The sequence below is a fragment of the Pseudomonas mohnii genome (assembly GCF_900105115.1).
In the GTDB taxonomy this organism is placed as follows: Bacteria; Pseudomonadota; Gammaproteobacteria; order Pseudomonadales; family Pseudomonadaceae; genus Aquipseudomonas; species Aquipseudomonas mohnii.
Map to the genome: position 1 here is coordinate 4,984,264 of NZ_FNRV01000001.1, position 22,706 is coordinate 5,006,969.

General features: G+C 57.2%; 21 protein-coding genes, 1 tRNA gene and 2 pseudogenes. 20 read left to right on the forward strand and 4 right to left on the reverse strand.

The window, feature by feature from the left end:
* The first annotated feature begins 7 nt into the window (after positions 1–7).
* From BLV61_RS23175 to BLV61_RS23185, 3 genes are all read left to right on the forward strand, one after another.
* The gene (locus BLV61_RS23175) at positions 8–403 is read left to right on the forward strand and encodes a hypothetical protein (protein WP_090467664.1); all 396 of its coding nucleotides are present in this window, start codon (positions 8–10) and stop codon (positions 401–403) included.
* A gap of 40 nt (positions 404–443) precedes the next feature.
* Complete coding sequence (locus BLV61_RS23180) at positions 444–1,445, forward strand: hypothetical protein (RefSeq protein WP_090467666.1); 1,002 nt, start codon at positions 444–446, stop codon at positions 1,443–1,445.
* Positions 1,446–1,673: 228 nt separating this feature from the next.
* Complete coding sequence (locus tag BLV61_RS23185) at positions 1,674–2,381, forward strand: Rha family transcriptional regulator (protein WP_090467669.1); 708 nt, start codon at positions 1,674–1,676, stop codon at positions 2,379–2,381.
* 299 nt (positions 2,382–2,680) lie between these two features.
* Here BLV61_RS23185 and nadB read toward each other — a convergent pair whose 3' ends face one another.
* On the reverse strand, positions 2,681–4,288 hold the full coding sequence (nadB, locus tag BLV61_RS23190) for an L-aspartate oxidase (RefSeq protein WP_090467671.1): 1,608 nt from the start codon (positions 4,286–4,288) through the stop codon (positions 2,681–2,683).
* Positions 4,289–4,846: 558 nt separating this feature from the next.
* Between nadB and rpoE the strand changes: the two genes are divergently transcribed.
* The 4 genes from rpoE (at position 4,847) to BLV61_RS23210 (ending at position 8,623) form a co-directional block, all read left to right on the forward strand.
* Positions 4,847–5,428, forward strand: coding sequence for an RNA polymerase sigma factor RpoE/AlgU (gene rpoE / locus BLV61_RS23195; RefSeq protein WP_003172477.1), 582 nt, complete (start codon positions 4,847–4,849; stop codon positions 5,426–5,428).
* A 31-nt stretch (positions 5,429–5,459) separates the two neighbouring features.
* Entirely contained in the window at positions 5,460–6,047 is a 588-nt protein-coding gene (locus BLV61_RS23200; protein ID WP_047526779.1) for a sigma-E factor negative regulatory protein, read from the forward strand.
* 8 nt (positions 6,048–6,055) lie between these two features.
* Complete coding sequence (locus BLV61_RS23205; protein WP_090467673.1) at positions 6,056–7,015, forward strand: MucB/RseB C-terminal domain-containing protein; 960 nt, start codon at positions 6,056–6,058, stop codon at positions 7,013–7,015.
* A 177-nt stretch (positions 7,016–7,192) separates the two neighbouring features.
* A complete protein-coding gene (locus BLV61_RS23210) occupies positions 7,193–8,623 on the forward strand; it encodes a DegQ family serine endoprotease (protein ID WP_047526781.1) in 1,431 nt (476 codons plus the stop codon).
* Between the two features lie 71 nt (positions 8,624–8,694).
* Here the strand turns inward: BLV61_RS23210 and BLV61_RS23215 are convergent, their stop codons facing one another.
* Positions 8,695–10,128, reverse strand: coding sequence for a M48 family metalloprotease (locus tag BLV61_RS23215; protein WP_090467675.1), 1,434 nt, complete (start codon positions 10,126–10,128; stop codon positions 8,695–8,697).
* Between the two features lie 98 nt (positions 10,129–10,226).
* Here BLV61_RS23215 and BLV61_RS23220 point away from each other — a divergent pair, with 98 nt between their 5' ends.
* Positions 10,227–10,466, forward strand: coding sequence for a sulfurtransferase TusA family protein (locus BLV61_RS23220; RefSeq protein WP_090467677.1), 240 nt, complete (start codon positions 10,227–10,229; stop codon positions 10,464–10,466).
* 31 nt (positions 10,467–10,497) lie between these two features.
* Positions 10,498–11,568 (forward strand): AI-2E family transporter, encoded by a 1,071-nt coding sequence (locus BLV61_RS23225; RefSeq protein WP_047526786.1) that lies wholly within the window; start codon positions 10,498–10,500, stop codon positions 11,566–11,568.
* Between the two features lie 75 nt (positions 11,569–11,643).
* Here BLV61_RS23225 and BLV61_RS23230 read toward each other — a convergent pair whose 3' ends face one another.
* Positions 11,644–12,117, reverse strand: coding sequence for a peroxiredoxin (locus tag BLV61_RS23230; RefSeq protein ID WP_090317451.1), 474 nt, complete (start codon positions 12,115–12,117; stop codon positions 11,644–11,646).
* A gap of 10 nt (positions 12,118–12,127) precedes the next feature.
* Positions 12,128–12,688 carry a glycine cleavage system transcriptional repressor gene (locus BLV61_RS23235; RefSeq protein ID WP_047526789.1) on the reverse strand — a complete coding sequence of 187 codons (561 nt, stop codon included), beginning with the start codon at positions 12,686–12,688 and terminating at the stop codon, positions 12,128–12,130.
* 327 nt (positions 12,689–13,015) lie between these two features.
* Here BLV61_RS23235 and dapA point away from each other — a divergent pair, with 327 nt between their 5' ends.
* The 11 genes and pseudogenes from dapA to BLV61_RS32290 all read left to right on the forward strand — a co-directional run.
* Positions 13,016–13,894 carry a 4-hydroxy-tetrahydrodipicolinate synthase gene (gene dapA / locus BLV61_RS23245; protein WP_090467679.1) on the forward strand — a complete coding sequence of 293 codons (879 nt, stop codon included), beginning with the start codon at positions 13,016–13,018 and terminating at the stop codon, positions 13,892–13,894.
* A gap of 17 nt (positions 13,895–13,911) precedes the next feature.
* Positions 13,912–15,027 (forward strand): outer membrane protein assembly factor BamC, encoded by a 1,116-nt coding sequence (bamC, locus tag BLV61_RS23250; protein WP_090467681.1) that lies wholly within the window; start codon positions 13,912–13,914, stop codon positions 15,025–15,027.
* 4 nt (positions 15,028–15,031) lie between these two features.
* A complete protein-coding gene (locus BLV61_RS23255) occupies positions 15,032–15,790 on the forward strand; it encodes an MBL fold metallo-hydrolase (RefSeq protein WP_047526792.1) in 759 nt (252 codons plus the stop codon).
* A gap of 28 nt (positions 15,791–15,818) precedes the next feature.
* Entirely contained in the window at positions 15,819–16,532 is a 714-nt protein-coding gene (gene purC / locus BLV61_RS23260) for a phosphoribosylaminoimidazolesuccinocarboxamide synthase (RefSeq protein ID WP_090467683.1), read from the forward strand.
* A gap of 83 nt (positions 16,533–16,615) precedes the next feature.
* Positions 16,616–16,705, forward strand: a tRNA-Ser gene (locus tag BLV61_RS23265).
* A 492-nt stretch (positions 16,706–17,197) separates the two neighbouring features.
* Positions 17,198–17,509 carry a hypothetical protein gene (locus BLV61_RS23270; protein WP_047538372.1) on the forward strand — a complete coding sequence of 104 codons (312 nt, stop codon included), beginning with the start codon at positions 17,198–17,200 and terminating at the stop codon, positions 17,507–17,509.
* Between the two features lie 169 nt (positions 17,510–17,678).
* Positions 17,679–19,898 carry an EAL domain-containing protein gene (locus BLV61_RS23275; RefSeq protein WP_047526794.1) on the forward strand — a complete coding sequence of 740 codons (2,220 nt, stop codon included), beginning with the start codon at positions 17,679–17,681 and terminating at the stop codon, positions 19,896–19,898.
* A gap of 45 nt (positions 19,899–19,943) precedes the next feature.
* Positions 19,944–20,273, forward strand: a pseudogene (locus tag BLV61_RS32180) (PAS domain-containing protein); the annotation flags it as partial.
* 120 nt (positions 20,274–20,393) lie between these two features.
* Positions 20,394–21,521 carry a methyl-accepting chemotaxis protein gene (locus BLV61_RS23280; protein WP_425272126.1) on the forward strand — a complete coding sequence of 376 codons (1,128 nt, stop codon included), beginning with the start codon at positions 20,394–20,396 and terminating at the stop codon, positions 21,519–21,521.
* Between the two features lie 4 nt (positions 21,522–21,525).
* Positions 21,526–21,795, forward strand: coding sequence for a hypothetical protein (locus BLV61_RS23285; protein WP_047526797.1), 270 nt, complete (start codon positions 21,526–21,528; stop codon positions 21,793–21,795).
* 484 nt (positions 21,796–22,279) lie between these two features.
* Positions 22,280–22,444: pseudogene (locus BLV61_RS32290) on the forward strand (DUF4214 domain-containing protein); the annotation flags it as partial.
* Positions 22,445–22,706: the final 262 nt, after the last annotated feature.

Below are 22,706 nucleotides of genomic sequence, written 5' to 3' on the forward strand. Positions count from 1 at the left end.
CAATCCCATGCTAATCACCATCACCAACGTCCTGAAGAACGAAGTCACCGTGTCCGGCCAGACCCTGAGCCGTGAGTACGTCGAGAACATCATGCTGCCCATGCTGGTCGCCCAATGCGCCACCGTAGTAAGCCGAAAGTTCGAGATCGTTAAGGTCTTCGATGAGGCCGGGTTGTCGCTCGATGCGGTTCCCGATGTCGCCCGTGAGTACCGCCAAGACAAGTCAGAGAAGGCCCGTGAGCGTCTCCGTCAACAAGCTGAGGCCAATGCCCACGCTGAGCGTCTCCGTGAAGCTACGCCCCGTGAGCTGGCCCAATTGAAGGCCGACCGAGAAGCCCGAGCGGCTGCCATTCGAGAACAAGGTATTCGTATCCGTGCTGCCTCTGGTAACTCTGGCTACTAACACCACCACTTCAATCAACTAATTCAGGAGAAACATCCCCATGCGCCTGCCTAACCAATACGTGAAACCAACTACCCACTACTCGACCATCTTTGACGATCAGAACGGGTCGATCCGCTTTAACACTGCTGATGTCCGCGCTGAGAACGAAGCCGCCACCGATGTGTCCGTCTACGTGGAAGTATTGACCGATGGCCTCGACGAGTACCTCAACAGTGACAAATGGCGCGAAGAGGCGGCTGAGAGAACCCCTTGCGAGTTCCGTCCGGCTGGCTCTGATGCCACTGGTCAACAGATCACCACCACGGCTGATCGTTCGGTCACCTTCGACCCTCGCAAGAACTGGGACAATCAGACCATCTCGAAGGGCGTAGTCCTGGCTGGGTCTGTGATCTTCACCGAGCCCACCGATAAAGCCTTGGTCATCAGCCACCGCTTCACCATCCTCGACCACACACTGTTAGCAGGCTTCACCGAGGGCTCCATGAACCAGACCGCTGAGAAGCTGTTACGGGACATCGAGTTCCTTGCCGCTGGCAAAATCGCTGGCATTCTGGCTACTGCTCCAAGCACCGAGAGCGTCTCAACGACCAAACCAACCGGCAAGCCTGTGGAAATCGCAGAGGACCTCATCGACATCTTGACGATGAACATCAACCAGACTGTGGGCACCTCGTTGGGTGACTTCGTGGTCCTGCTCCCTGTGTCGCTGGTGGCCGTTCTTGAGCGTGCTGCTCAGCGAGCTGGCGTACCGGACATCGAGAGCCTCATCGGCGCCTCTGTGCAGCCATACGCTGGTACTGACTATGGTCTGTTTCTGTTACCTAAGATGTTCACCTCTCTGAGCTACCGCGAAGGTCGTAACGGTGACGTATGGAAGATCGAAGCGACCCGCAACGGTGCCCATCAGTGCTGGGACATCGAGATCATGGCTGTCGTGGACATCGTTGCTAATGGCAAGGTCCGTGTGAAGCTGACCGCTGATGGTCTCCAGACCGAGGCTGTGGCGTTCCCGATGATCACCCGCATTACCTTGAGCTGATCGTAAAGAGCCCCGTAAGGCCGACCTAATGACGGATCGGCTGGGGCACCGCTTCACCTTAAAGAGGACTCCTCAAATCTGAGGAGACCTATCGCCCGTCGCTGGGCATTCAACCATCAGAGTCTTTCTGATTGCTCCTTGTGCCACTCGCCAGAACCCTTGTTGTGGGTCTCTGAGCTGGCCTGTGGGAGCGAACTCAGGGAGCAATCAGAAAGGAGTCACAACACTATGTTGACCAACACCGTAACCATGACCACCGTTGAGATCGCTGAGCTGACTGGCAAGGCCCACAAGAACGTCCTTGCAGATGCCCGTAAGGTAATCGAGATGATCGGTGGGCTGAAATCTCAGCCGTCCTCCTTGGGCTACTCAGAGGCGACCTACACAAACAAGCAAAATAAAGAACATCCCATGCTGGTCCTCGACAAGCATCTTACCTTCACCCTCATTACTGGCTATGACACTGGTCTTCGCCACAACGTAGTAGGTCGTTGGATCGAACTGGAGCAAGTCGCTAACCCAGCCTTTGCAGCTCAGGCCATCACCGAGACCCTCAATGAGCTACAGGCCCGTGTCAATGCAATGGCCCCAGCGTATGACGAGCATGTCCGTAAGGGCCGCACAGTTGGCTATAGCTGGCGTGAAGCCTGCCGCCTCGCTGACATCGACCACCCTGACAAACTGCTGGCCGTTCTGGTCTCCCTTGGGCGCGCCCGTAAGACGACGCAAGGCCACACGCAGCTTCACCCAGACTATGAGCGTGATGGCTTTATCAAGACGCTCAAGCCTTCCAATCTGGTCGTCTCAAAGAATGGCGGTCACCTGTTCAAGATCACCAGCAAGGGTCTCACTGAGTGGCTCAAGGCCAAGGCTGAGGAGATGAACACGGCTGTTGCGTTTGCTGGTGTAGATCGCTGGGGCCGACCCATCAAGTAACCTTTAGGAGAACCCAATGGACAAGCTACAGGCTGCCTATCTGGTCTGTGCGGCTGTCCATTTGGTCATCTGGCTGTGGTCGCATAGGTCCCGATGAGAAAATACAGAAAATTTGGGAATGACCACCTCATTGCTACTACAGGCCGAGGTTCCCCCGTGTGCCTTCGCATAGGTCCTCGCGGGCGCCATAAGGACCCTCGCAGGCGGACGATAAGGACCCCAAGCGATGAGACAAAGGTGGGCCAAACCTGTGACAAAACGAGCCTTCACCGTGCTACGCTCAGGGCTCCTAACGTGCCTCATCTGGTCGGGGTAAGGATCGTATCCTTCGCCTCTGGCAGCATCTCTGGATAGTCCAGCGTGTAGTGCAGACCCCGAGATTCCTTGCGTTCCATGGCTGACTGGATCATCAGTTCAGCAACCTGAGCAAGGTTCCTCAACTCAATCAGGTCTCTGCTCACTTTATAGTTGCTGTAGAACTCGTCGATTTCATCCAGCAGCAGACGCACCCGGTGCTGGGCCCGTTGCAGGCGCTTGTTGGTGCGCACGATACCCACGTAATCCCACATGAATCGCCGCAGTTCATCCCAGTTGTGCGCAATGATCACGTCCTCATCGGAGTCGGTCACCTGGCTCGCGTCCCAGACCGGCAGGGCGGCGGGGGCCGAAACGTTCGGCAATTGTTCCAGGATGTCCGCCGCCGCTGAGCGCGCATACACAAAGCACTCCAGCAGCGAGTTACTGGCCATGCGGTTGGCGCCATGCAGGCCGGTAAAGCTGGTTTCGCCAATCGCATACAGCCCTGGCACGTCGGTGCGACCTTGCTGGTCGACCATCACGCCGCCACAGGTGTAGTGCGCCGCGGGAACTACCGGAATGGGCTGTTTGGTGATGTCGATGGAAAACTCGAGGCAGCGCTCGTACACGGTGGGGAAGTGCGTCTTGATGAAATCTTCGGACTTGTGGCTGATGTCCAGATAGACACAATCGATACCAAGCCTTTTCATTTCATGGTCGATGGCCCGGGCGACGATGTCCCGTGGTGCCAGTTCGGCCCGTGGATCGAAGCGCTGCATGAAACGCTCGCCATTGGGCAGTTTCAGGTGTGCACCTTCGCCGCGCAGGGCTTCGGTGATCAGGAAACTCTTGGCTTGCGGGTGATACAGGCACGTGGGATGGAACTGGTTGAACTCCAGGTTCGCCACCCGGCAGCCGGAACGCCAGGCCATGGCGATGCCGTCACCGCAGGCGCCGTCGGGGTTGCTGGTATAGAGGTAGACTTTGGCCGCGCCGCCGGAGGCAAGAATCACGAAGCGTGCGCCGTAGGTGTCGACTTCGCCGGTACCGCGATTGAGCACGTAGGCACCCAGGCAGCGATCGCCTTCGAGGCCCAGGCGTTTTTCGGTGATCAGATCGACGGCTACCCGTTGTTCGAGCAACTCGATGTTCGGCCGTTGCTTGGCCTGGGCGAGCAGCGTCCTGAAAATCGCAGCGCCCGTGGCATCGGCCGCATGGATGATGCGCCGGTGGCTGTGACCGCCTTCGCGAGTCAGGTGAAACTCGAATCCGCCATCTTCAGTGCCTGACTGTTCATCGCGGGTAAATGGCACGCCCTGATCGATCAGCCATTGAATCGCTTCTTTACTGTGTTCGACGGTAAAGCGCACGGCGTCCTCATGGCACAGGCCACCGCCAGCATTAAGGGTGTCATCGACGTGGGACTCGACGGTGTCGGTGTCGTCGAGGACCGCGGCAACACCGCCTTGCGCCCAGAAGGTCGAACCATTGGCGAGGTCGCCTTTGCTCAGTACGGCGATGCGCAAATGACCGGGCAAGGTCAGCGCAAGGCTCAAGCCGGCAGCGCCGCTGCCAATTACCAGAACATCGTGTTGAAACTGTTGGCTCATTTCAGGATTCCGCTCAAAGCGACCCGGGTCGGGGTAGGCGCCAGACATCTGGACAGGCGAGTCAGGCAGCCGCGCAGCCCACTAGTATATAGAGAGGGGGAGCGGCACAATACCCGAGCCTATATGGCATTGTGAAACTACCGTGACAGAAAAGACCTGACGCTTCGTCGGATGTTTTTTTCGTCGATTCGGCGACAAGTGAACTGTATCGCGGATTTAACAGTCTTTTTCTATTCACAGTCGCACAATGTCGGTTCGGCACGGCTATAAATATTTGGAACTTTTGCCAAAGGCCCAAGATCAATAGACGGTTGCCCGATTCAAGGGACAGTGTCGGCTTCAGCGCAGGAACCGCGGTTGGGTCCTTGCCAGCGAATCCGATGACAAGATTATTTGCGCAGCCGGGCCATCTCGCGCTGCGCTTTTCGTGCGTGCCGAATGAGAGCCCGCAGGAAACTTGCCTGGAGGGGGAGAACTTTTGCGAAAAGCCCGAGTCTATGTTTGCAAGTCCGGTCGTTTAGTTATGCAAGCCTCCTTCGAGCTTATCGAGGAGTGTTCATGCTAACCCAGGAAGAGGATCAGCAACTGGTCGAGCGCGTTCAGCGTGGCGACAAGCGTGCTTTCGATCTGCTAGTGCTGAAATACCAGCACAAAATTCTCGGGTTGATCGTGCGTTTTGTGCACGACACCCATGAAGCCCAGGATGTGGCACAGGAAGCCTTTATCAAGGCGTACCGTGCACTTGGAAATTTTCGCGGGGACAGCGCGTTTTACACGTGGCTTTACCGCATCGCCATTAACACGGCGAAAAACTATCTGGTTTCACGCGGCCGTCGGCCGCCGGATAGCGATGTCAGTTCCGAGGATGCAGAGTTCTACGATGGCGATCATGGCCTCAAGGATCTCGAGTCGCCAGAACGAGCTTTGCTGCGGGATGAGATCGAAGGCACCGTCCATCGAACCATTCAGCAACTGCCAGAAGATTTGCGTACGGCTTTAACTTTACGTGAATTCGATGGTCTGAGTTACGAGGACATTGCGAGCGTCATGCAATGCCCGGTCGGTACCGTGCGCTCCCGGATTTTCCGCGCTCGGGAGGCCATCGATAAAGCCCTGCAGCCGTTGTTGCAGGAAAACTGAAGACAGCGGCGACAGCCAAGAGAGGAACGCCATGAGTCGTGAAGCCCTGCAGGAATCGCTGTCCGCAGTGATGGATAACGAAGCGGACGAGTTGGAATTGCGTCGGGTACTGAATGCCTTTGACGATGTTGAAACCCGTGATACCTGGGCTCGTTATCAAATCGCTCGGGCAGTGATGCACAAGGATCTGCTGCTTCCACGCCTGGATATTGCTGCGGCCGTATCTGCTGCTCTGGCTGATGAAGCCGTGCCGGCTAAAGCCTCCCGCGGACCATGGCGCAGCCTGGGTCGTCTGGCTGTAGCGGCTTCGGTAACCCTTGCCGTACTGGCCGGTGTTCGTCTGTACAACCAGGACGAGATCGCTGGCGTCGAACTGGCTCAGCAATCCAGTCAACAGAACCTGATTGCTCCTCAAGTTAAAGGCCCAGCCGTTTTGGCAGGCTACAATGAGAGTTCGGAAGCTACTGGTCCCATGGCCAATGGCGTATTGCAAGGTCAACCAGGCTGGCACGATCAGCGTCTGCCGGGCTACTTGCGCCAACATGCTCAACAGGCTGCAATGAAAGGTACCGAGAGCGCTCTGCCTTACGCTCGTGCAGCAAGCCTGGAAAACCGTTAAGGAGGATCATGCGCGCCATACCTCTACTTACGCTTCTGCTTAGTGGCTGGTTCATTGTTCCAGCCCATGCCGATGAAGCCCAGGACTGGTTGACCCGTCTTGGTCAGGCCGAGCAGCAGCACAGCTTTCAGGGTACTTTTGTCTACGAGCGTAACGGTAGTTTTTCTACCCATAAGATCTGGCACCGCGTCCAGGAGGGCAAGGTCCATGAACGCCTGCTCCAGCAGGATGGCTCCGCGCAGGAAGTTGTCCGCATTGACGGGCATACTCAATGCGTCAGCGGCATCCTGATAGCCGGGCTTGGGGATTCCCCGAATTCTCCCGCTCGAGCCCTCGATCCTCAAAAGCTCAAGAATTGGTATGACCTTGCTGTCATCGGCAAGTCACGCGTGGCCGGTCGACCGGCGGTGATCGTTTCACTGACGCCACGCGATCAACACCGCTATGGTTTTGAACTGCATCTGGATAAAGAAACCGGCCTGCCTCTCAAGTCATTGCTACTGAATGACAAAGGACACTTGCTTGAGCGATTCCAGTTTACGCAACTGGATACCGCCGATGTCCCTTCTGACGCCGAGTTGCAGCCAGGCGCAGATTGCAAGGCGGTCAATCTCGAGAGTGACAAGGCTTCCTCTGTGAAGGCGGCGCAAACTTGGCATTCGGACTGGTTGCCTCCCGGTTTCGAGTTGGTCAGCAGCTCGGCCCGCAAGGATCAGGAAACCAAAACCCAGGTCAACAGCTTGATGTATGACGATGGTCTGGCGCGTTTTTCGGTGTTCCTGGAGCCGTTGAACGGCGCGACAGTCACTGACACCCGCACGCAGCTGGGACCCACCGTTGCCGTTTCCCGAAGCCTGACCACCCCGCAAGGCGGAATGATGGTCACGGTAGTCGGCGAAATTCCGGTCGGCACTGCTGAGCGGATTGCGCTTTCCATGCGCAGTGACGCCGCTGCAACCAAGCAGTGAGCTGAGATCGAAATGTTTCGTGAACATTTCAAGTTGCAAAATCCAGTGAATTTTTTTTAAGTCAGAACCCCTCGGCTCTGGCCTTGTTTGTTGTTCCCGGAACAAAAATACCGGCGTATCTTTCTCGGTGTTCCTTGATCCATATCGCTTAACCATGCTCGTCGTAACGGGAGCCGTATGTCGATACCACGCTTGAAGTCTTACCTCTCCATTTTTGCCACCGTGCTGGTGCTCGGTCAGGCGGTCGCTGCTCAAGCGGTCGAATTGCCTGATTTCACGCAGCTGGTCGAACAGGCATCGCCTGCGGTGGTCAACATCAGCACCACGCAAAAACTGCCGGACCGCAAAGTGTCGATCCAGGATATGCCTGACCTGGAAGGCTTGCCGCCGGCGCTACGCGAGTTCTTCGAGCGGGGCATGCCGCAGCAGCCTCGTTCACCGCGGGGCGATCGTCAGCGTGAAGCCCAATCCCTGGGTTCGGGTTTCATCATTTCGCCTGATGGCTACATCCTCACCAACAATCATGTGATCGCCGATGCCGACGAAATTCTCGTGCGTCTGTCCGACCGCAGCGAAATGAAAGCCAAACTGGTCGGCACCGACCCGCGTTCCGACGTGGCGCTGCTGAAAATCGAAGGCAAGGATCTGCCGGTCTTGAAACTGGGCAAATCCCAGGATTTGAAGGCTGGCCAGTGGGTCGTGGCAATCGGTTCGCCATTCGGCTTTGACCATACCGTGACCCAAGGTATCGTCAGCGCCGTCGGTCGTAGCCTGCCAAACGAAAACTACGTGCCGTTCATCCAGACCGACGTGCCGATCAATCCGGGCAACTCCGGTGGTCCGCTGTTCAACCTCAACGGTGAAGTGGTCGGGATCAACTCGCAGATCTATACCCGTTCCGGCGGCTTCATGGGCGTTTCGTTCGCAATCCCTATCGATGTCGCCATGGACGTTTCCAATCAGCTGAAAAGCGGCGGCAAAGTGAGCCGCGGCTGGTTGGGTGTCGTGATTCAGGAAGTGAACAAGGATCTGGCCGAGTCGTTCGGTCTGGAGAAACCGGCTGGTGCGCTGGTTGCTCAGATCCAGGACGACGGCCCGGCTGCCAAGGGTGGTCTGCAAGTCGGTGACGTTATCCTGAGCATGAACGGTCAACCGATCGTCATGTCTGCCGATCTGCCGCACCTTGTGGGCGCATTGAAAGCTGGCTCCAAGGCTAAGCTGGAGGTGATTCGCGACGGTAAGCGCCAGAACGTCGAGCTGACTGTCGGTGCCATTCCTGAGGAAGGCAAAGAGCTGGACAGCCTGCCCAAATCGAGCATCGAGCGCAGCAGTAATCGCCTGGGTGTTTCCGTGGTTGAGCTGACGGATGAGCAGAAAAAAACCTTCGACCTCAAAGGCGGCGTGGTGATCAAGGAAGTCCAGGATGGTCCTGCTTCGATGATTGGCTTGCAGCCAGGAGACGTCATTACTCACCTGAACAATCAGGCCATCGAATCGACCAAGCAATTCACGGAGATCGCCAAGTCGTTGCCGAAGAACCGTTCGGTGTCGATGCGGGTTCTGCGTCAAGGTCGCGCCAGCTTCATCACCTTCAAACTGGCTGAATAATCCGGTTGTAAGCTGAATGAAAAACCGCCTCGAAAGAGGCGGTTTTTTTGTGCCTGAAATTTTTCGGGCACTCAGCCCATCATGTCCTTGATCATGCGTTCCTGCTCCATCAGCTCACGCTGGCGCGCATCGATGCGTGACGACAGCGGGAAGTTGCTGCCAGCCTTGCGCTTGGCAAAATCCAGTTGCTGGATGGCCTGTTTATAGTCGCCTACAAGCGCGAAATACTCGGCACGTGCCTGATGCAGACCGATGATGTTGCCTGACAGACCGCGCGTTTCGGCAACCTGATACCACACGTCCGGATCATCCGGCCGCGACTTGAGCAGGCCTTCGAGTGCCTTTTCGGCATCGGCGGCACGGTTCTGTTTCAGCAACAGGTCGACGCGCACCTGATTCAGCGGGTAATTGCCTGGGTACTGCGTCAGCATGCGGTCAACTCGGGATTGAGCGTCCGGCAGGCGGTTGTTGGTGATGTCCAGATCGACCTGAGCGAGGTTATAGATGAGCTCGTTCGGCGACTTGGCCAGCAGTGGCTTGAGATTTTCCCGTGCTTCGTTCAATTGGCCGCCCTTGATCTGGGCGATGGCCAGGCCGTAGCGAGCGACATCGCTTTTCGGATTTTCATCCAGCTCGGCGCGGAAACGCTTGGCACCCAAGCCCGGGGTTTCTTCATAGAACAACTGGACCCGTGCGCGAATCAGTTGATAGCGAAGGCTGTCTTCGATACCACCCTTTGGCGCTTGTTCGGCGCGGTTGCGGGTGTCGGCGATCCGTGATTCGGTGACCGGGTGAGTCAGCAGGAATTCCGGTGGCTTGGCGTCATAACGGTACTGACGCCCCAAGCGCTCGAACATGGTCGGCATCGAGCGCGGATCGTAGCCGGCTTTTTCCAGATTGAGGATGCCGATACGGTCGGCTTCCTGCTCGTTCTGGCGCGAAAACCGGCGCTGTTCCTGAATCGCTGCCGCCTGCGTACCCGCAATGGCCGCGATACCGGCGTCGCCGGCACCGGCCGCAGCAATCACGATACCCGCCAGCAGGGCGGCCATCATGGGGACTTGCATGCGCTGCTGGGCTTCGATGCCACGGGCAAAGTGACGTTGTGACAAGTGAGCCAATTCGTGAGCCAGTACCGAGGCGTATTCACCTTCGGTCTGGGCGTTGAGGAACAGGCCGCCGTTCACCCCGACAATCCCGCCCGGGGCGGCGAAGGCGTTGAGCTGGGGACTGTTGATCAGGATGAACTCCAGGCGCCGGTCATTGACCTGGCTGGTCTCGACCAGTCGGTAAACGCTGGATTCCACATAGTCCTTGAGCTGCGGGTCGTTGAGCTGCGACACCTGGCTGCGCAACAGTGCCAGCCATGCACGGCCCAACTGGTATTCCTGCTGCGGCGAGACAATGGCAGAGCTGGCGTCGCCGAGTGACGGCAGGTCGTCGGCGAAGCCTGGCGAGGCAAGCAGGCAAGCAAGCGTCAGCAGGGTAGGGCGCAAAAAAGTCATGCACAAAGCCTTAGTCGACAAAGACCTTACTGTAGCCGGACACCAGCGCCGCGACCAGATATTCTAGGCAGCTCAACCACCTGACCAGGAGTGATGCAATGACCGACGCTGTAGCCCATGACGTTGAACTGGACGCCAGTGGCTTGAATTGCCCGTTGCCGTTGCTCAAAGCCAAGATGGAACTCAACCGGATGGTCAGTGGCGCAGTGCTCAAGGTGATTGCCACTGATGCGGGTTCACAGCGCGACTTCCGCACCTTTGTCCGATTGGCCGGTCATACGTTGCTTCGCGAAGAGGATGAAGCGGGCGTTTACCGATACTGGTTGAAAAAAGCCTGAAACCTGCTGTGTTTGTTCTTAAGGATTTCTAATGTTCAAGGTGTTACGCGACTGGATTCAGCGCTACTTCTCCGACGAAGAAGCCGTGGTTCTGGCCGTCCTGTTGTTCCTGGCGTTCACCGCCGTGCTCACGCTCGGCGGCATGCTTGCGCCAGTGCTGGCCGGGATGGTGCTGGCCTACTTGATGCAGGGCCTGGTGGTGACCCTCGAACGCCTTCGTATACCTGGTGGGGTTGCGGTGGGGTTGGTCTTTGCGTTGTTCATGGGAGTGCTGCTGGTGTTCATCGTGGTCGTGGTGCCGTTGCTCTGGCATCAGTTGATCACGCTGTTCAACGAGTTGCCGGGAATGCTCGCCAAGTGGCAGTCACTGTTGTTGCTGCTACCGGAACGCTATCCGCATCTGGTATCTGACGAACAGGTGCTGCAGGCGATTGAAGTGGCGCGGGGCGAGATCGGCAAGTTCGGCCAGTGGGCGCTGACGTTCTCGCTGTCGAGCCTGCCGCTGCTGGTCAATATCATGATTTATCTGGTGTTGGTGCCGATTCTGGTGTTTTTCTTTCTCAAGGACCGGGAGATGATTGGTTTGTGGGTGCGCGGTTACTTGCCTCGTGAGCGCGCGTTGATCACCCGTGTCGCCCATGAGATGAACCGGCAAATCGCCAACTACATTCGCGGCAAGGTCATCGAAATCTTCATCTGCGGTGGCGCGACCTACATCGGTTTCGTCGTGCTGGGGCTCAACTACGCGGCGCTGCTGGCACTGCTGGTGGGCATCTCGGTGGTGGTGCCCTATGTCGGGGCCGTGGTGGTCACTGTGCCGGTGCTGCTGATTGCGCTGTTCCAGTGGGGCTGGAGCGATCAGTTCATCTATTTGATGGCGGTCTACGGCATCATCCAGGTCCTGGACGGAAACGTGCTGGTGCCTTTGTTGTTTTCGGAGGCGGTCAACCTGCACCCGGTGGCGATCATTTGCGCGGTGCTGTTGTTTGGTGGCCTGTGGGGCTTCTGGGGGGTGTTCTTTGCGATTCCCCTGGCGACCCTGTTCAAGGCTGTGCTGGATGCCTGGCCGCGCAAGGAGCCTGTGGTGGCGCCTCTGCTTTAATGACCGAATTGTCTGTTGGCGCCAAGGCGCTTTCGCTGGCTGACCAGTGAGAGCGCCGGCGCAGGCGTCAAAAAATCAAGCCTTGTTCAGCGCCTGGGCAGCGGCTAAAACCGCATCAACATGCCCTGGCACCTTCACGCCACGCCATTCCTGACGCAGCACGCCGTCCTTGTCGATCAGGAACGTGCTGCGATCCACACCCATGTATTCCTTGCCGTAGAGCTTTTTCAGCTTGATCACGTCGAACTGCTGGCAAAGCGCTTCTTCCTTGTCGCTGATCAGCTCGAAGGTGAATGCCTGCTTGGCCTTGAAGTTTTCGTGGGATTTCAGGCTGTCGCGCGACACGCCGAACACCTCGGTGTTGGCTGCTTTGAAGGCTTCGAGCTGATCGCGAAAGCCCTGGCCCTGAGTGGTGCAGCCTGGTGTGCTGTCCTTCGGATAGAAGTAGATCACCACCTGCTTGCCTTTGAGGGCCGCGAGGCTGACGGTCTGCCCGCTGGTGGCGGGTGCTTCGAAATCGGCAACCGGTTGGTCGATAGCAACGGCCATGAAAGCTTCCTTACATTGGGTTTTGTGGGCGCCACGGTTCAATCAGGGCATCCAGGTTCAGCGCGTCGGCGAAGTCCAGGAATTGATCGCGCAACCAACTGATCTGCACGCCGGCCGGCAAGGTCACGGTAAAAGTGGCGTTGAGCATGGTGCCGCCGGTCTGCGGAGCCTGATAGGTATCGCAAGTCAGGTTTTCAAGCTCGACGTTGTGGTCCATGAAGAACTGGCACAACTCGTTGACGATGTCCGATCGGTAGGCCGAGCTGACGTATGCAACGTAAGGCAGAGCCTGTGGACGATTCTCCAGGGCTGCGCTGCGCACTACATTGACGGTGAACGCGTGCCGTTTCGCCAGCACGGGCAGGCTGCCTTCCAGGCGTGCCAGGGCGTCCCAGCTGCCGGAGACTTCGAGGATAAGCGCACTGCACTCGCCGTGGCGTGTCAGGCGTGAGGTAACCACGGCGCAGCGATTTTCATGGCTGGCGCGGCACAGGACGTTAGTCAGCTCCATGGGGTTGGCGCCAAGGGCACTGATGACAAGGAATTGTTCGCGAACTGTGGGGGTGGACATGCAGCATTCCTAAAGCGATGAGCGGTCAATACTTCTGTCGGCTTGTTTTAGCAGGGCGAGCCAGCGGATGCGAATTCAGAAAGCCCGAGGCACAGGTTGCAACGTGCTCCACAATGGCAAGAGCGAGGGGCCGCAACGCTGGATTGGGGCTTGTGATGCCGAAAATGGAGGCTTAAACCCGACGTACGAGCTTGTCAGTATCGATCAAAGTCTGAAGGGTAGCGAAAAGCGACGCTCAGGGGAATGGCGGCAGCGCAGTACTTCGCTTGTACAAGCATCTTGGCGCCAGTACCATTACCGCTCTCTTTTTCCGGCAGGAGCGGTTGCATGATTGCGGGCAGTATGGTGGCACTGGTCACACCCATGGATGCACAGGGTCGTCTCGACTGGGACAGTCTGAGCAAACTGGTGGACTTTCACCTGCAAAACGGCACCCACGCCATCGTGGCGGTCGGCACGACAGGTGAGTCGGCCACTCTTGATGTGAGCGAACACATCGAAGTCATCCGTCGCATAGTGAAGCAGGTCAATGGCCGCATTCCGGTGATCGCCGGTACCGGCGCCAACTCGACCCGTGAAGCCATCGAGCTGACCACCAACGCGAAGACCGCCGGCGCCGATGCCTGCCTGCTGGTCACTCCCTACTACAACAAGCCGACCCAGGAAGGCTTGTACCAGCACTTCAAGACGATCGCCGAAGCCGTCGATATCCCGCAGATCCTCTATAACGTGCCCGGACGTACCGCTTGCGACATGCAGGCTGAAACCGTGATCCGTCTGTCGACCGTCAAGAACATCATCGGCATCAAGGAAGCCACCGGCGACCTCAAGCGTGCCAAAGCCATCATCGACGGTGTCAGCAGCGATTTCCTGGTGCTCTCCGGTGACGATGCCACCGCAGTCGAGCTGATCCTGCTGGGCGGCAAGGGCAATATTTCGGTCACTGCCAACGTTGCACCGCGCGAAATGGCCGACCTGTGCATCGCCGCGCTGAATGGCGAGGCCGACAAGGCGCGCGCCATCCATGAAAAGCTGATGCCGCTCAATAAAACCCTGTTTATCGAATCCAACCCTATCCCTGTGAAATGGGCGCTGCATGAGATGGGCCTGATGCCGGAAGGCATCCGTCTGCCGCTCACCTGGCTCAGCGCCGAATGTCACGAACCGCTGCGGCAGGCCATGCGCCAGTCCGGCGTTCTGGTTTAATTGAGGAAGCATTACGCATGAAGCGATTGGCCGGACTTTCCGCACTTGCCTTGATCATCTCCAGCACCAGTGGCTGTGGATGGGTCTGGGGCCCGGAAGGTTATTTCCGTGACCGTGGTAGCGATTACCTGCAAGCGCAACAGACTGCACCGATGCAACTGCCGCCGGATGTCAGCACCGCCAAGCGTCTGGATCCGCTGTTGCCGATCCCGCGTAACGTAGCGGACGACACCGTCAAGGGCGAATACATCGTGCCTCGGCCGCAACCGTTGTCGGCCATTGCCGATGCCAGCGCCTACTCCCTGCAGAAGAGCGGTGACTCGCACTGGATCCTGGCACAAAATCCGCCGGCCGAAGCCTGGCCAGTGGCCGTGCAGTTCTTCCAGGACAACGGTTTCCGTCTGGACGAGCAGCGCCCGCAGACCGGCGAGTTCACCACGACCTGGCAACACGCTGACGAACTGTCCGCCGCCATGGCCAAGCGCCTGAGCGCAGCCGGTGTCGGCACTGACAGCGAAATCCGTGTCCGTGTGCGTATCGAACCGGGCGTGCAACGTAACACCAGTGAAGTCTACGTGGTCACTGCCGAGCGTCCTGCCGGCAGCACCGCCGATGTCGCCTTCACCAACCGTTCGGTCAATACTGGCCTGGACGCGGCACTGGTCGACGACATGCTCGCGAGCATGAGCCGCATCTCGGAGAAGGGCGGTTCGGTCTCCATGCTGGCCTCCCGTGACTTCGAAACGCCAAGCCGTGTCAGCCTGAGTGTTGATGGCAGCGGCAACCCTGTCCTGAACGTCGGTTCGGACCTGGATCGTGCCTGGGCGAGTGTCGGTCGTGCATTGGAACAGGGCGAATGGCGCGTTGAAGACATTAACCGCAGCCTGGGCCTGTACTACATCAACCTGGCGGAAAAAGCCGAGAAGAAGGATGACAAGCCAGGTTTCTTCAGTGGTCTGTTCGGCAGCAAGCCAGACAAGGAACAGCTTGAAGCCCGTGCCGAGCGTTATCAGGTTCGCCTGAGCAAGGTGGGCGACAGTGTTCAGGTCACCGTCGAGAAAAACATCAATACTGTGGCGCCTGCTGATGTAGCGCGCAAAGTGTTGAGCGTGATTCAGGACAACCTGGGCTGATCACATGCGTTTTGCCGTTCTCGGCAGCGGTAGCCAGGGGAACGGCACGCTGATAGCCAGTGCTGACACGTACGTGCTGGTGGATTGTGGTTTCTCCCTGCGGGAAACCGAAAAACGCCTGCTGCGCCTGGGTGTGAACCCTGCGCAGCTGAGCGCGATACTCGTGACCCACGAACATGCCGACCACGTGCATGGCGTGGGTTTGCTGTCTCGGCGCTACAATCTGCCTGTCTACCTCAGTCGCGGGACCTTGCGCGGGATGCGCAAACCGATTGAACCCGCGGGCTTCCTGGCGGATGGAGAACAACTGCAAGTCGGCGACTTGAGCATCGGTGTCATTGCCGTGGCCCATGATGCGCAGGAACCGACGCAATACGTGTTCAGCGACGGTCAGCGACGCTTTGGCCTGTTGACCGACCTGGGCTCGTACTGCAACAAGGTGCTGGACGGCTATCGGGATCTCGATGCATTGATGATCGAGGCCAACCACTGCCGTGACATGCTGGCTCGCGGTCACTATCCGTACTTTCTTAAGCAGCGGGTTGGCGGCGAACTGGGACATTTGAACAACCATCAGGCGGCATTTCTGGTGGCCGAGTTGGGCTGGAAAGACCTGCAACACCTGGTCCTGGCCCACCTGAGCAGCAAGAACAACTTGCCGCAGCTGGCCCGGCAATGTTTTGTCGACACCCTTGGGTGCGACCCGGACTGGCTGCAACTGGCCGATCAAGATTCAGGGCTCGACTGGCGACACATCGCCTAGCCCATCTACTTACCAAGCGGAGCCCATCATGGAAAAACGTGAAGAACTCTACCGCGGCAAAGCCAAGTCGGTTTACAAGACCGACGACGCTAACCGTTTGATCCTGCTGTTTCGCAACGACACTTCGGCGTTCGACGGCAAGCGCATCGAACAGCTCGACCGCAAAGGCATGGTGAACAACAAGTTCAACGCCTTCATCATGCAGAAACTCGAAGCAGCCGGCGTGCCGACCCAGTTCGACAAACTGCTGAGCGACAACGAGTGCCTGGTCAAGAAGCTGGACATGATCCCGGTCGAGTGCGTCGTGCGTAACTACGCCGCTGGCAGCCTGGTCAAGCGTCTGGGCGTGGAAGAGGGCATGAAGCTCAACCCTTACACCTTCGAACTGTTCCTGAAGGACGACGCCAAGGGCGACCCGTTCATCAACGAATCCCACGTCGTGGCGTTCGGTTGGGGGACGGCTGAGCAACTGGTTCGGATGAAAGAACTGTCGCTCAAGGTCAACGAAGTGCTGAGCAAGTTGTTCGACGACGCAGGCCTGCTGCTGGTCGACTTCAAACTCGAATTTGGCGTGTTCCACGACGGCACCATCGTCCTGGGCGACGAATTCAGCCCGGACGGCTGCCGTCTGTGGGACAAGGCGACCGGCAAGAAAATGGACAAGGACCGCTTCCGTCAGGGCCTCGGTGACGTCATCGAAGCCTACGAAGAAGTCGCCAATCGTCTGGGTGTACCGCTTTAATCGACGCAAGCATCTGATAGCACGGAAAAATTTCGCTTAGGGGGTTCGCTTCCGGCGAAAGTGTTGTTATGATGCGCGCCGTTGGAGAGATGCCAGAGTGGCCGAATGGGACGGATTCGAAATCCGTTGTACCTTCACCGGTACCTAGGGTTCGAATCCCTATCTCTCCGCCATACCTTTACGAAAAAGCCCTGATTATTCAGGGCTTTTTCGTTTCTGTGTTTCTGAAAAAAAACTCGGCCCATCACCCTGGATGGCCCAGTGTTTTTTCGATCAAAGGCTGATGTCTGTTGCCGCCTACGCCGAGTTGATCCAGTTACCGAGATGCCACTGATCCAGTCTGATGCTTGCGAACCCTTTCCTGTGCTGAATTTCTGTCGATTGGAGAGGGGGGGGGGCAGTCTTGCGTCGGCATTTAGGTCAATTCGGCGTGGGCGCCAACACGACATCAACAAAAGCCGCTTGCAGCTGGACAGGTCGGAAACCCTAGTGCGATTTTTACGAATTCTGCAGTCTCCCCTCCAGGAATCCGAGACCGGAAGTAATAGCGATGAGTTTCATGGCAGGTGGAAAATCCATGGGATCGGTTTCGCCATTGATTTGAATCAATAAAACGCCAAGGACTGTGTTGTAAACAGCGCATCAACCTTTTGGGGATGCAGTTGATGAACGATTCCAGCCAGACAAACCGAATTATCTGCAACGACCTTGAACTAGCCGATCAATTGCGCCAATTGCTGGTTCATATAGCACCAGATTGCGAGGTGCTGAGCGCTCCGGGTGATTGCAGTGCCGTGCCGTTTTGCCGCTGGCTCGGTGAGGCGCAATTGACCTCGGCTGGCCTGGTGCAGGCTGCTTTGTTGGATGCTACCGAGGTTTTGGAGCAGACTCGACACGCCTTCAAATCTCGCGAGCTGGGGCTGCTACGGCGGCGCTTGGTTGCATTGCTGGATAAACTGTCAGACAATCCAGAATGATGTAAATATGCCATTAGTAGGTTCCGCCCAATGCGGGAACCGGCTTTGCCGAGCAGGACAATGGGCCTGAAAGACGAAGCGCCGTGACACCAGTTCTTGACCAGAACTCGTTGTCGCGGCGTTTTTTTTTGTTAACAGAAAGGAATCTCTACAACACAGGGGTCTGCGAATGAAGGTGACAAAAGATCTGGAGGAGTTGCTCAGGCGTATTCGTCTCGATCACGAGGAAATTGTCGAACGCTTTCGCTTTCTCGACTGGAGTGCCGAAGATGCCGAGCGACTCGGTGCAGCAGCTCAGCACATGGCCCCGGCTCAACAGGCTTTCGTCGATCATTTGTACCGTCACCTGACGAACTTCTCCACGCCGTCCGCGTTACTTCGTGCGCCGGAGGTCACCGCACGTTTGAAGCACAGCCAGGTCGAGTATTACCAGTGTTTGTGGGGCGGGCCCTTCGATGACACCTACGTCAACGGCCGTCTGCGCATCGGAGTGATTCACCAACAAGTCGGCCTGGAGTTGAAGTGGTACCTCGGTAGCTACCGTCTTTACCTGGACGACATGCTTAAAAGCGTATTCGGCGACAGCCAAAACGCCACGCTCTATTCGAGTCTGTTGAAGGCGGTGTTCTTCGACATGACCTTGGCCATCGACACCTACAGCGCGGCTCAGCACAAGGCTCTGGAGGATAGTGAGGCTCGCTTTGCCCGTGCGCTACGCGGTGCCAACGATGGAATCTGGGATTGGCATGTCGATCAGGATCGCCTGTACGTTTCAGAGCGCTGGGCCAGCATGCTCGACCTCAACCGCGATAGCATCGGCGAGAGCAGTGCCAGTTGGTTCGGTCGCGTGCATCCGGACGACCTTCCGGATTTTCGCCAGGCCATCGATGCCCATATAAAAGGGCAGACATCTTCTGTCCATCACGAGTACCGCATCCGTCAAAAAAACGGTGGCTATATTTGGGTACTGGTTCGAGGGGTCGCCGAAGTCACGACAACAGGCCAGCTACGCATGGCTGGCTCACAGTCGGATATCAGTGCACGCAAGGACGCTGAGCAGCGGCTCAATCACGCCGCCCACCATGATCCGCTGACCGGCCTTGCCAACCGTATGCGCCTTGACGAGCAAATGCAGAAAACCTTCATGAAGCGGCGCAAGGGAGGGGCTCACGAGGCGCTGCTGTTCATCGACCTCGACCGCTTCAAGTTGATCAACGATAGCCTCGGTCACAACGTCGGTGATCGCGTGCTGGTAGAAGTGGCACAGCGCTTGAGAGACGCTCTGCGCCCCAGCGATCAGCTGTTCCGCTTCGGCGGAGATGAGTTCATCGTATTGCTTCATGAACTCTCCTGCGAACGCGACGCCGAGCAAATATCCCAACGCATTCTCGACAACCTGCATCAACCCCTGCACCTGGACGGTCGTGTCCTGGTGGTCAGCGCCAGTATTGGCATCGCCCCATTGCACGATCACGGCAAAGCGCTGGATGTCTTGCAGGCCGCCGACCTTGCCCTCTACAGAGCCAAGTCTGCCGGCAAGGCACGGTTCGCCCATTACAGCGAAGCGTTGCAAGACACCGCGCAGCACCATCTGGAATTGGAGTCCGCTCTGGGCCAGGCGCTGCAACACAATGAATTCGAACTGCATTACCAACCGATCTATCGTCTTGAGCAGGGGACGCCCCTCATGTCCGGGGTCGAAGCGCTGGTACGGTGGCGCCATGGCGAACGCTTGATCTCGCCACTGGAGTTCATCCCGGCGCTGGAAGAGTCGGGGGAAATCATCCGCGTCGGCGAATGGGTATTGCGCCAGGCCTGCCAACAGACCCGCCTGTGGCAACTGGCCGGACATGGCCATCTGCGCTGTTCGGTGAACATTTCCAGCCTCCAGTTGCAACAGGCCGACTTCATCCTCCGAGTGATCGACATCCTGCGTGAAAGCGGCCTGCCACCTGCCAGCCTGATCCTGGAGATTACAGAAAGCCAACTGATGCATGACGATCTGGACACATTGGCCTGTCTGAACGAATTGGCCAGCCTGGGCGTCTTGTTGGCGCTGGACGATTTTGGCACCGGTTACTCCTCGCTCGGTTATCTCACACGCTTTCCACTGCACATCCTCAAGCTGGATAAAAGTTTCATCGGCGGCATCCCGTACGACAACAAACAGAGCTCGATCAGCCAGGCGATCATCGGCCTCGGCCGTAGTCTTGGCCTGGAAGTCGTGGCCGAGGGCATCGAGAGCCCGGCACAACTCGACTTTGTGGTCGGTGAAGGCTGCCACTACGCCCAAGGCTATTGGTTTAGCCGACCACGACCTGCTGCGCAGATGCAACGGTTGTTCAGCGGAGAAGACTGTTTCGAGGGGCTCGGATGTCCATTGCTGTAAGCACGGCAGGCACCCAGCGTTATCCATCAGCTAAGGAGGCAAATAATGAAAATCAATCTTCCGGTCAGTGGTCGTGCTGTCGAGTTCAGCGTCAATGCGAACATTCTTTCAACAACCAACCCGAAGGGCGCCATCACATACGTCAATCCGGATTTCATCAACATCAGCGGTTTCAGTGAGGCCGAGTTGCTCGGCGTCAATCACAACATCGTGCGTCACCCGGATATGCCGCCAGAAGCTTTTGAACATCTTTGGCAAACCCTCAAGGCCGGACGCTCGTGGATGGGCCTTGTAAAAAATCGCTGTAAGAATGGTGATCACTACTGGGTCAGCGCCTACGCCACGCCGATGCAGCGCAATGGTGAAACAGTGGAATACCAATCGGTTCGTACGTGCCCACCGAAAGCACTGGTAGACGCCGCCGAACATCTCTATGCGCAGTTGCGCAGCGGAAAAAAAACACACTGCCTGTCTCCGTCGCGACTGTCCGTTGGCATGCGCTTGGCACTTGCTGGCACTGCGCTGAATCTGCTCGGTTTTATCGTTTTAGGCTGGGTGGGCGCCCTATCCTGGAACCATGCAGCTATCGCAGCGCCGCTATTGAGCTTGCTGATCGGCGGCATGCTGCGCTATAGCCTGCGTCCCCTCGACGTCCTTGCCCGAAAAGCCACAAATATCGCCAATAATCCACTGAGCCAGATGCTGTACACCGGCCGTCGCGACCAATTTGGACAGATCGATTTCACCTTGCAAATGCTCGAAGCCGAGACGCGGGCAGTCGTTGGACGCATTGCCGATTCGGCCCATCAGTTGAACAAAGAAGCCGAAGAACTCGTCGCCGCAGTGGACAATAACAACAGCGTGACCTTACTGCAGCAAGGGGAAACTGCCCAGGTGGCCAGCGCCATAACCCAGATGGCCAGCAGTGTGCAGGAAGTGGCGCGCAACGCTCAGCTCACCGCCAACGCGGCGAGCCTGGCCAATCAAGAAACCGACCGAGGTCGAGAACTGGTCGAGCAAACCTGCCAACACATCGATAGCCTCGCCAGCGAGGTGCAGCAGACCAGCGCGGTGGTTTACCAATTGGAACAACATAGCCAGGAAATCAACCGCGTCCTCGAGGTCATCCAAAGCATCGCCGAACAAACAAACCTGCTCGCCCTCAACGCCGCTATCGAGGCCGCTCGCGCCGGCGAGGCCGGGCGCGGTTTCGCCGTGGTCGCCGACGAAGTGCGCGGGCTGGCTTCGCGCACCCAGCAATCCACCGCGGAAATCCAGGGAACCATCGATACCTTGCGGCGCTCCACGGGTGACGCCGTGGTCGCGATGCAACGCAGCCACAGCAAGGCCGAAACCAGTGTTGAACAGGCACAGTTTGCCGCCCGGGCGCTGGATGGAATCACCCAGCGAGTCGGTGAAATCAGCGACATGAGTGTGCAAATAGCCGCCGCCGTGGAAGAGCAGAGCTCGGTGGGTGACAGTATCCAGTGCAACCTGACAGGTATCAGTCAAGCCACTCAGAGCAATGTGCTTGCCGGTAACCAGAGTCGCACGACTGCTGCCCATGTCGCCCAACTGGCCGAGCGCCTTCAACTGCTGGCGGCGCAATTCTGGGGGCGTTAACGTAATGAATGACGGTTTCGAGTTGGCTGATAAGCAGCCACCGCAACGACAGCTAGGGCTGGATAACCAGGTGTTGGAGTTTTTCCGTCAATGGCATCTAAGTGGTGTCTATCTGTGCTGTACGACTTGTGGCAACGGACAAAAAGCCAGTGATGCCAACTTGCCGTTCCTCCATAAGGACAGCTGTCTTCGTGCCGATCCCCAGCACTTCCCATGGCGTGATCTTGCCTGCATCCTCCAGTGGATACCGAGCGAAGATGTCGTTTATATCTAAGGCTGACCCTGAGAGGCGTCACCGTGGTGTTTTCTTACACGAGATTGGGAGTTTTTCGTGTTTAAAAAAATCAGTGGCTTTTTGCTATTGTTCATTATAAAAAAGTACGCAGTTAGCGACGTAGACCCGTGTAATCGATTGTTTTTCATTTTGAATAGGTCAAATAATCGAAGTTAAGAAGAGACTCTCTTTGAGTAGCTGTCGTTATTTGTGTAGATAAGGCCATGAAATGTTTGGAGTTTGTGGCTTTTTTTGACCAGGGTGTTGAGCGGCCGCGCGAACCTTTCGGGCTGGTCAATGGATTACGGAGTTCCATCGTTCGATGGCGAACATCATAGGGATAAGCATGACCATTACTCAGACTAAATTGGCAGAGTTGTACGTTTCTTTCTTCAATCGTGCGCCTGATTCCGCTGGCTTGGCTTATTGGGTTGATCAACTTGATAAGGGCAGCCTGAGCCTGGAAGATATCTCCAGAAACTGGATGTCGGAGCAGCCTGAAGGTCTCGCCAAATACCCGTCGACACTGACTAATGCCGATTTCATCAGCAAAATTTATCAAGCTACGTTGGGTCGAGCACCTGATGCCGAAGGTCTTGCTTATTGGCAGAGTCAATTAACCAACAACAGCGTAGGTCGCGATGTGTTCCTGGCCGCCGTGATCAATGGCGCCAAGGAGAACTCTTCGACCCAAGGCGTGCTCGACGCAGCTACTTTGAGCAATAAGACTACAGCAGGCTTAGCGTTTGCGGACAAAGGTCTTAATGATCTCACATTGGCTGGCCAAGTCGTCGCCTCTGTCAATAACACTCCTGACTCCCTGACGGCTGCTAAAGCTGTCATCCAATTGGTCCCGGCCACCGCTGCTGACTTGTCCCCTGCTTTGATTAATCTGCTGTCGAAGGCTTTCG

What these genes read in the sequence shown, in the direction of transcription:
- BLV61_RS23175 (WP_090467664.1), top strand. Translation starts at nt 8, where the DNA reads ATGCTAATCACCATCACCAACGTCCTGAAGAACGAAGTCACCGTGTCC.
- BLV61_RS23180 (WP_090467666.1), top strand. Translation starts at nt 444, where the DNA reads ATGCGCCTGCCTAACCAATACGTGAAACCAACTACCCACTACTCGACC.
- BLV61_RS23185 (WP_090467669.1), top strand. Translation starts at nt 1,674, where the DNA reads ATGTTGACCAACACCGTAACCATGACCACCGTTGAGATCGCTGAGCTG.
- nadB (WP_090467671.1), bottom strand. Translation starts at nt 4,288, where the DNA reads ATGAGCCAACAGTTTCAACACGATGTTCTGGTAATTGGCAGCGGCGCT.
- rpoE (WP_003172477.1), top strand. Translation starts at nt 4,847, where the DNA reads ATGCTAACCCAGGAAGAGGATCAGCAACTGGTCGAGCGCGTTCAGCGT.
- BLV61_RS23200 (WP_047526779.1), top strand. Translation starts at nt 5,460, where the DNA reads ATGAGTCGTGAAGCCCTGCAGGAATCGCTGTCCGCAGTGATGGATAAC.
- BLV61_RS23205 (WP_090467673.1), top strand. Translation starts at nt 6,056, where the DNA reads ATGCGCGCCATACCTCTACTTACGCTTCTGCTTAGTGGCTGGTTCATT.
- BLV61_RS23210 (WP_047526781.1), top strand. Translation starts at nt 7,193, where the DNA reads ATGTCGATACCACGCTTGAAGTCTTACCTCTCCATTTTTGCCACCGTG.
- BLV61_RS23215 (WP_090467675.1), bottom strand. Translation starts at nt 10,128, where the DNA reads ATGACTTTTTTGCGCCCTACCCTGCTGACGCTTGCTTGCCTGCTTGCC.
- BLV61_RS23220 (WP_090467677.1), top strand. Translation starts at nt 10,227, where the DNA reads ATGACCGACGCTGTAGCCCATGACGTTGAACTGGACGCCAGTGGCTTG.
- BLV61_RS23225 (WP_047526786.1), top strand. Translation starts at nt 10,498, where the DNA reads ATGTTCAAGGTGTTACGCGACTGGATTCAGCGCTACTTCTCCGACGAA.
- BLV61_RS23230 (WP_090317451.1), bottom strand. Translation starts at nt 12,117, where the DNA reads ATGGCCGTTGCTATCGACCAACCGGTTGCCGATTTCGAAGCACCCGCC.
- BLV61_RS23235 (WP_047526789.1), bottom strand. Translation starts at nt 12,688, where the DNA reads ATGTCCACCCCCACAGTTCGCGAACAATTCCTTGTCATCAGTGCCCTT.
- dapA (WP_090467679.1), top strand. Translation starts at nt 13,016, where the DNA reads ATGATTGCGGGCAGTATGGTGGCACTGGTCACACCCATGGATGCACAG.
- bamC (WP_090467681.1), top strand. Translation starts at nt 13,912, where the DNA reads ATGAAGCGATTGGCCGGACTTTCCGCACTTGCCTTGATCATCTCCAGC.
- BLV61_RS23255 (WP_047526792.1), top strand. Translation starts at nt 15,032, where the DNA reads ATGCGTTTTGCCGTTCTCGGCAGCGGTAGCCAGGGGAACGGCACGCTG.
- purC (WP_090467683.1), top strand. Translation starts at nt 15,819, where the DNA reads ATGGAAAAACGTGAAGAACTCTACCGCGGCAAAGCCAAGTCGGTTTAC.
- BLV61_RS23270 (WP_047538372.1), top strand. Translation starts at nt 17,198, where the DNA reads ATGAACGATTCCAGCCAGACAAACCGAATTATCTGCAACGACCTTGAA.
- BLV61_RS23275 (WP_047526794.1), top strand. Translation starts at nt 17,679, where the DNA reads ATGAAGGTGACAAAAGATCTGGAGGAGTTGCTCAGGCGTATTCGTCTC.
- BLV61_RS23280 (WP_425272126.1), top strand. Translation starts at nt 20,394, where the DNA reads ATGCGCTTGGCACTTGCTGGCACTGCGCTGAATCTGCTCGGTTTTATC.
- BLV61_RS23285 (WP_047526797.1), top strand. Translation starts at nt 21,526, where the DNA reads ATGAATGACGGTTTCGAGTTGGCTGATAAGCAGCCACCGCAACGACAG.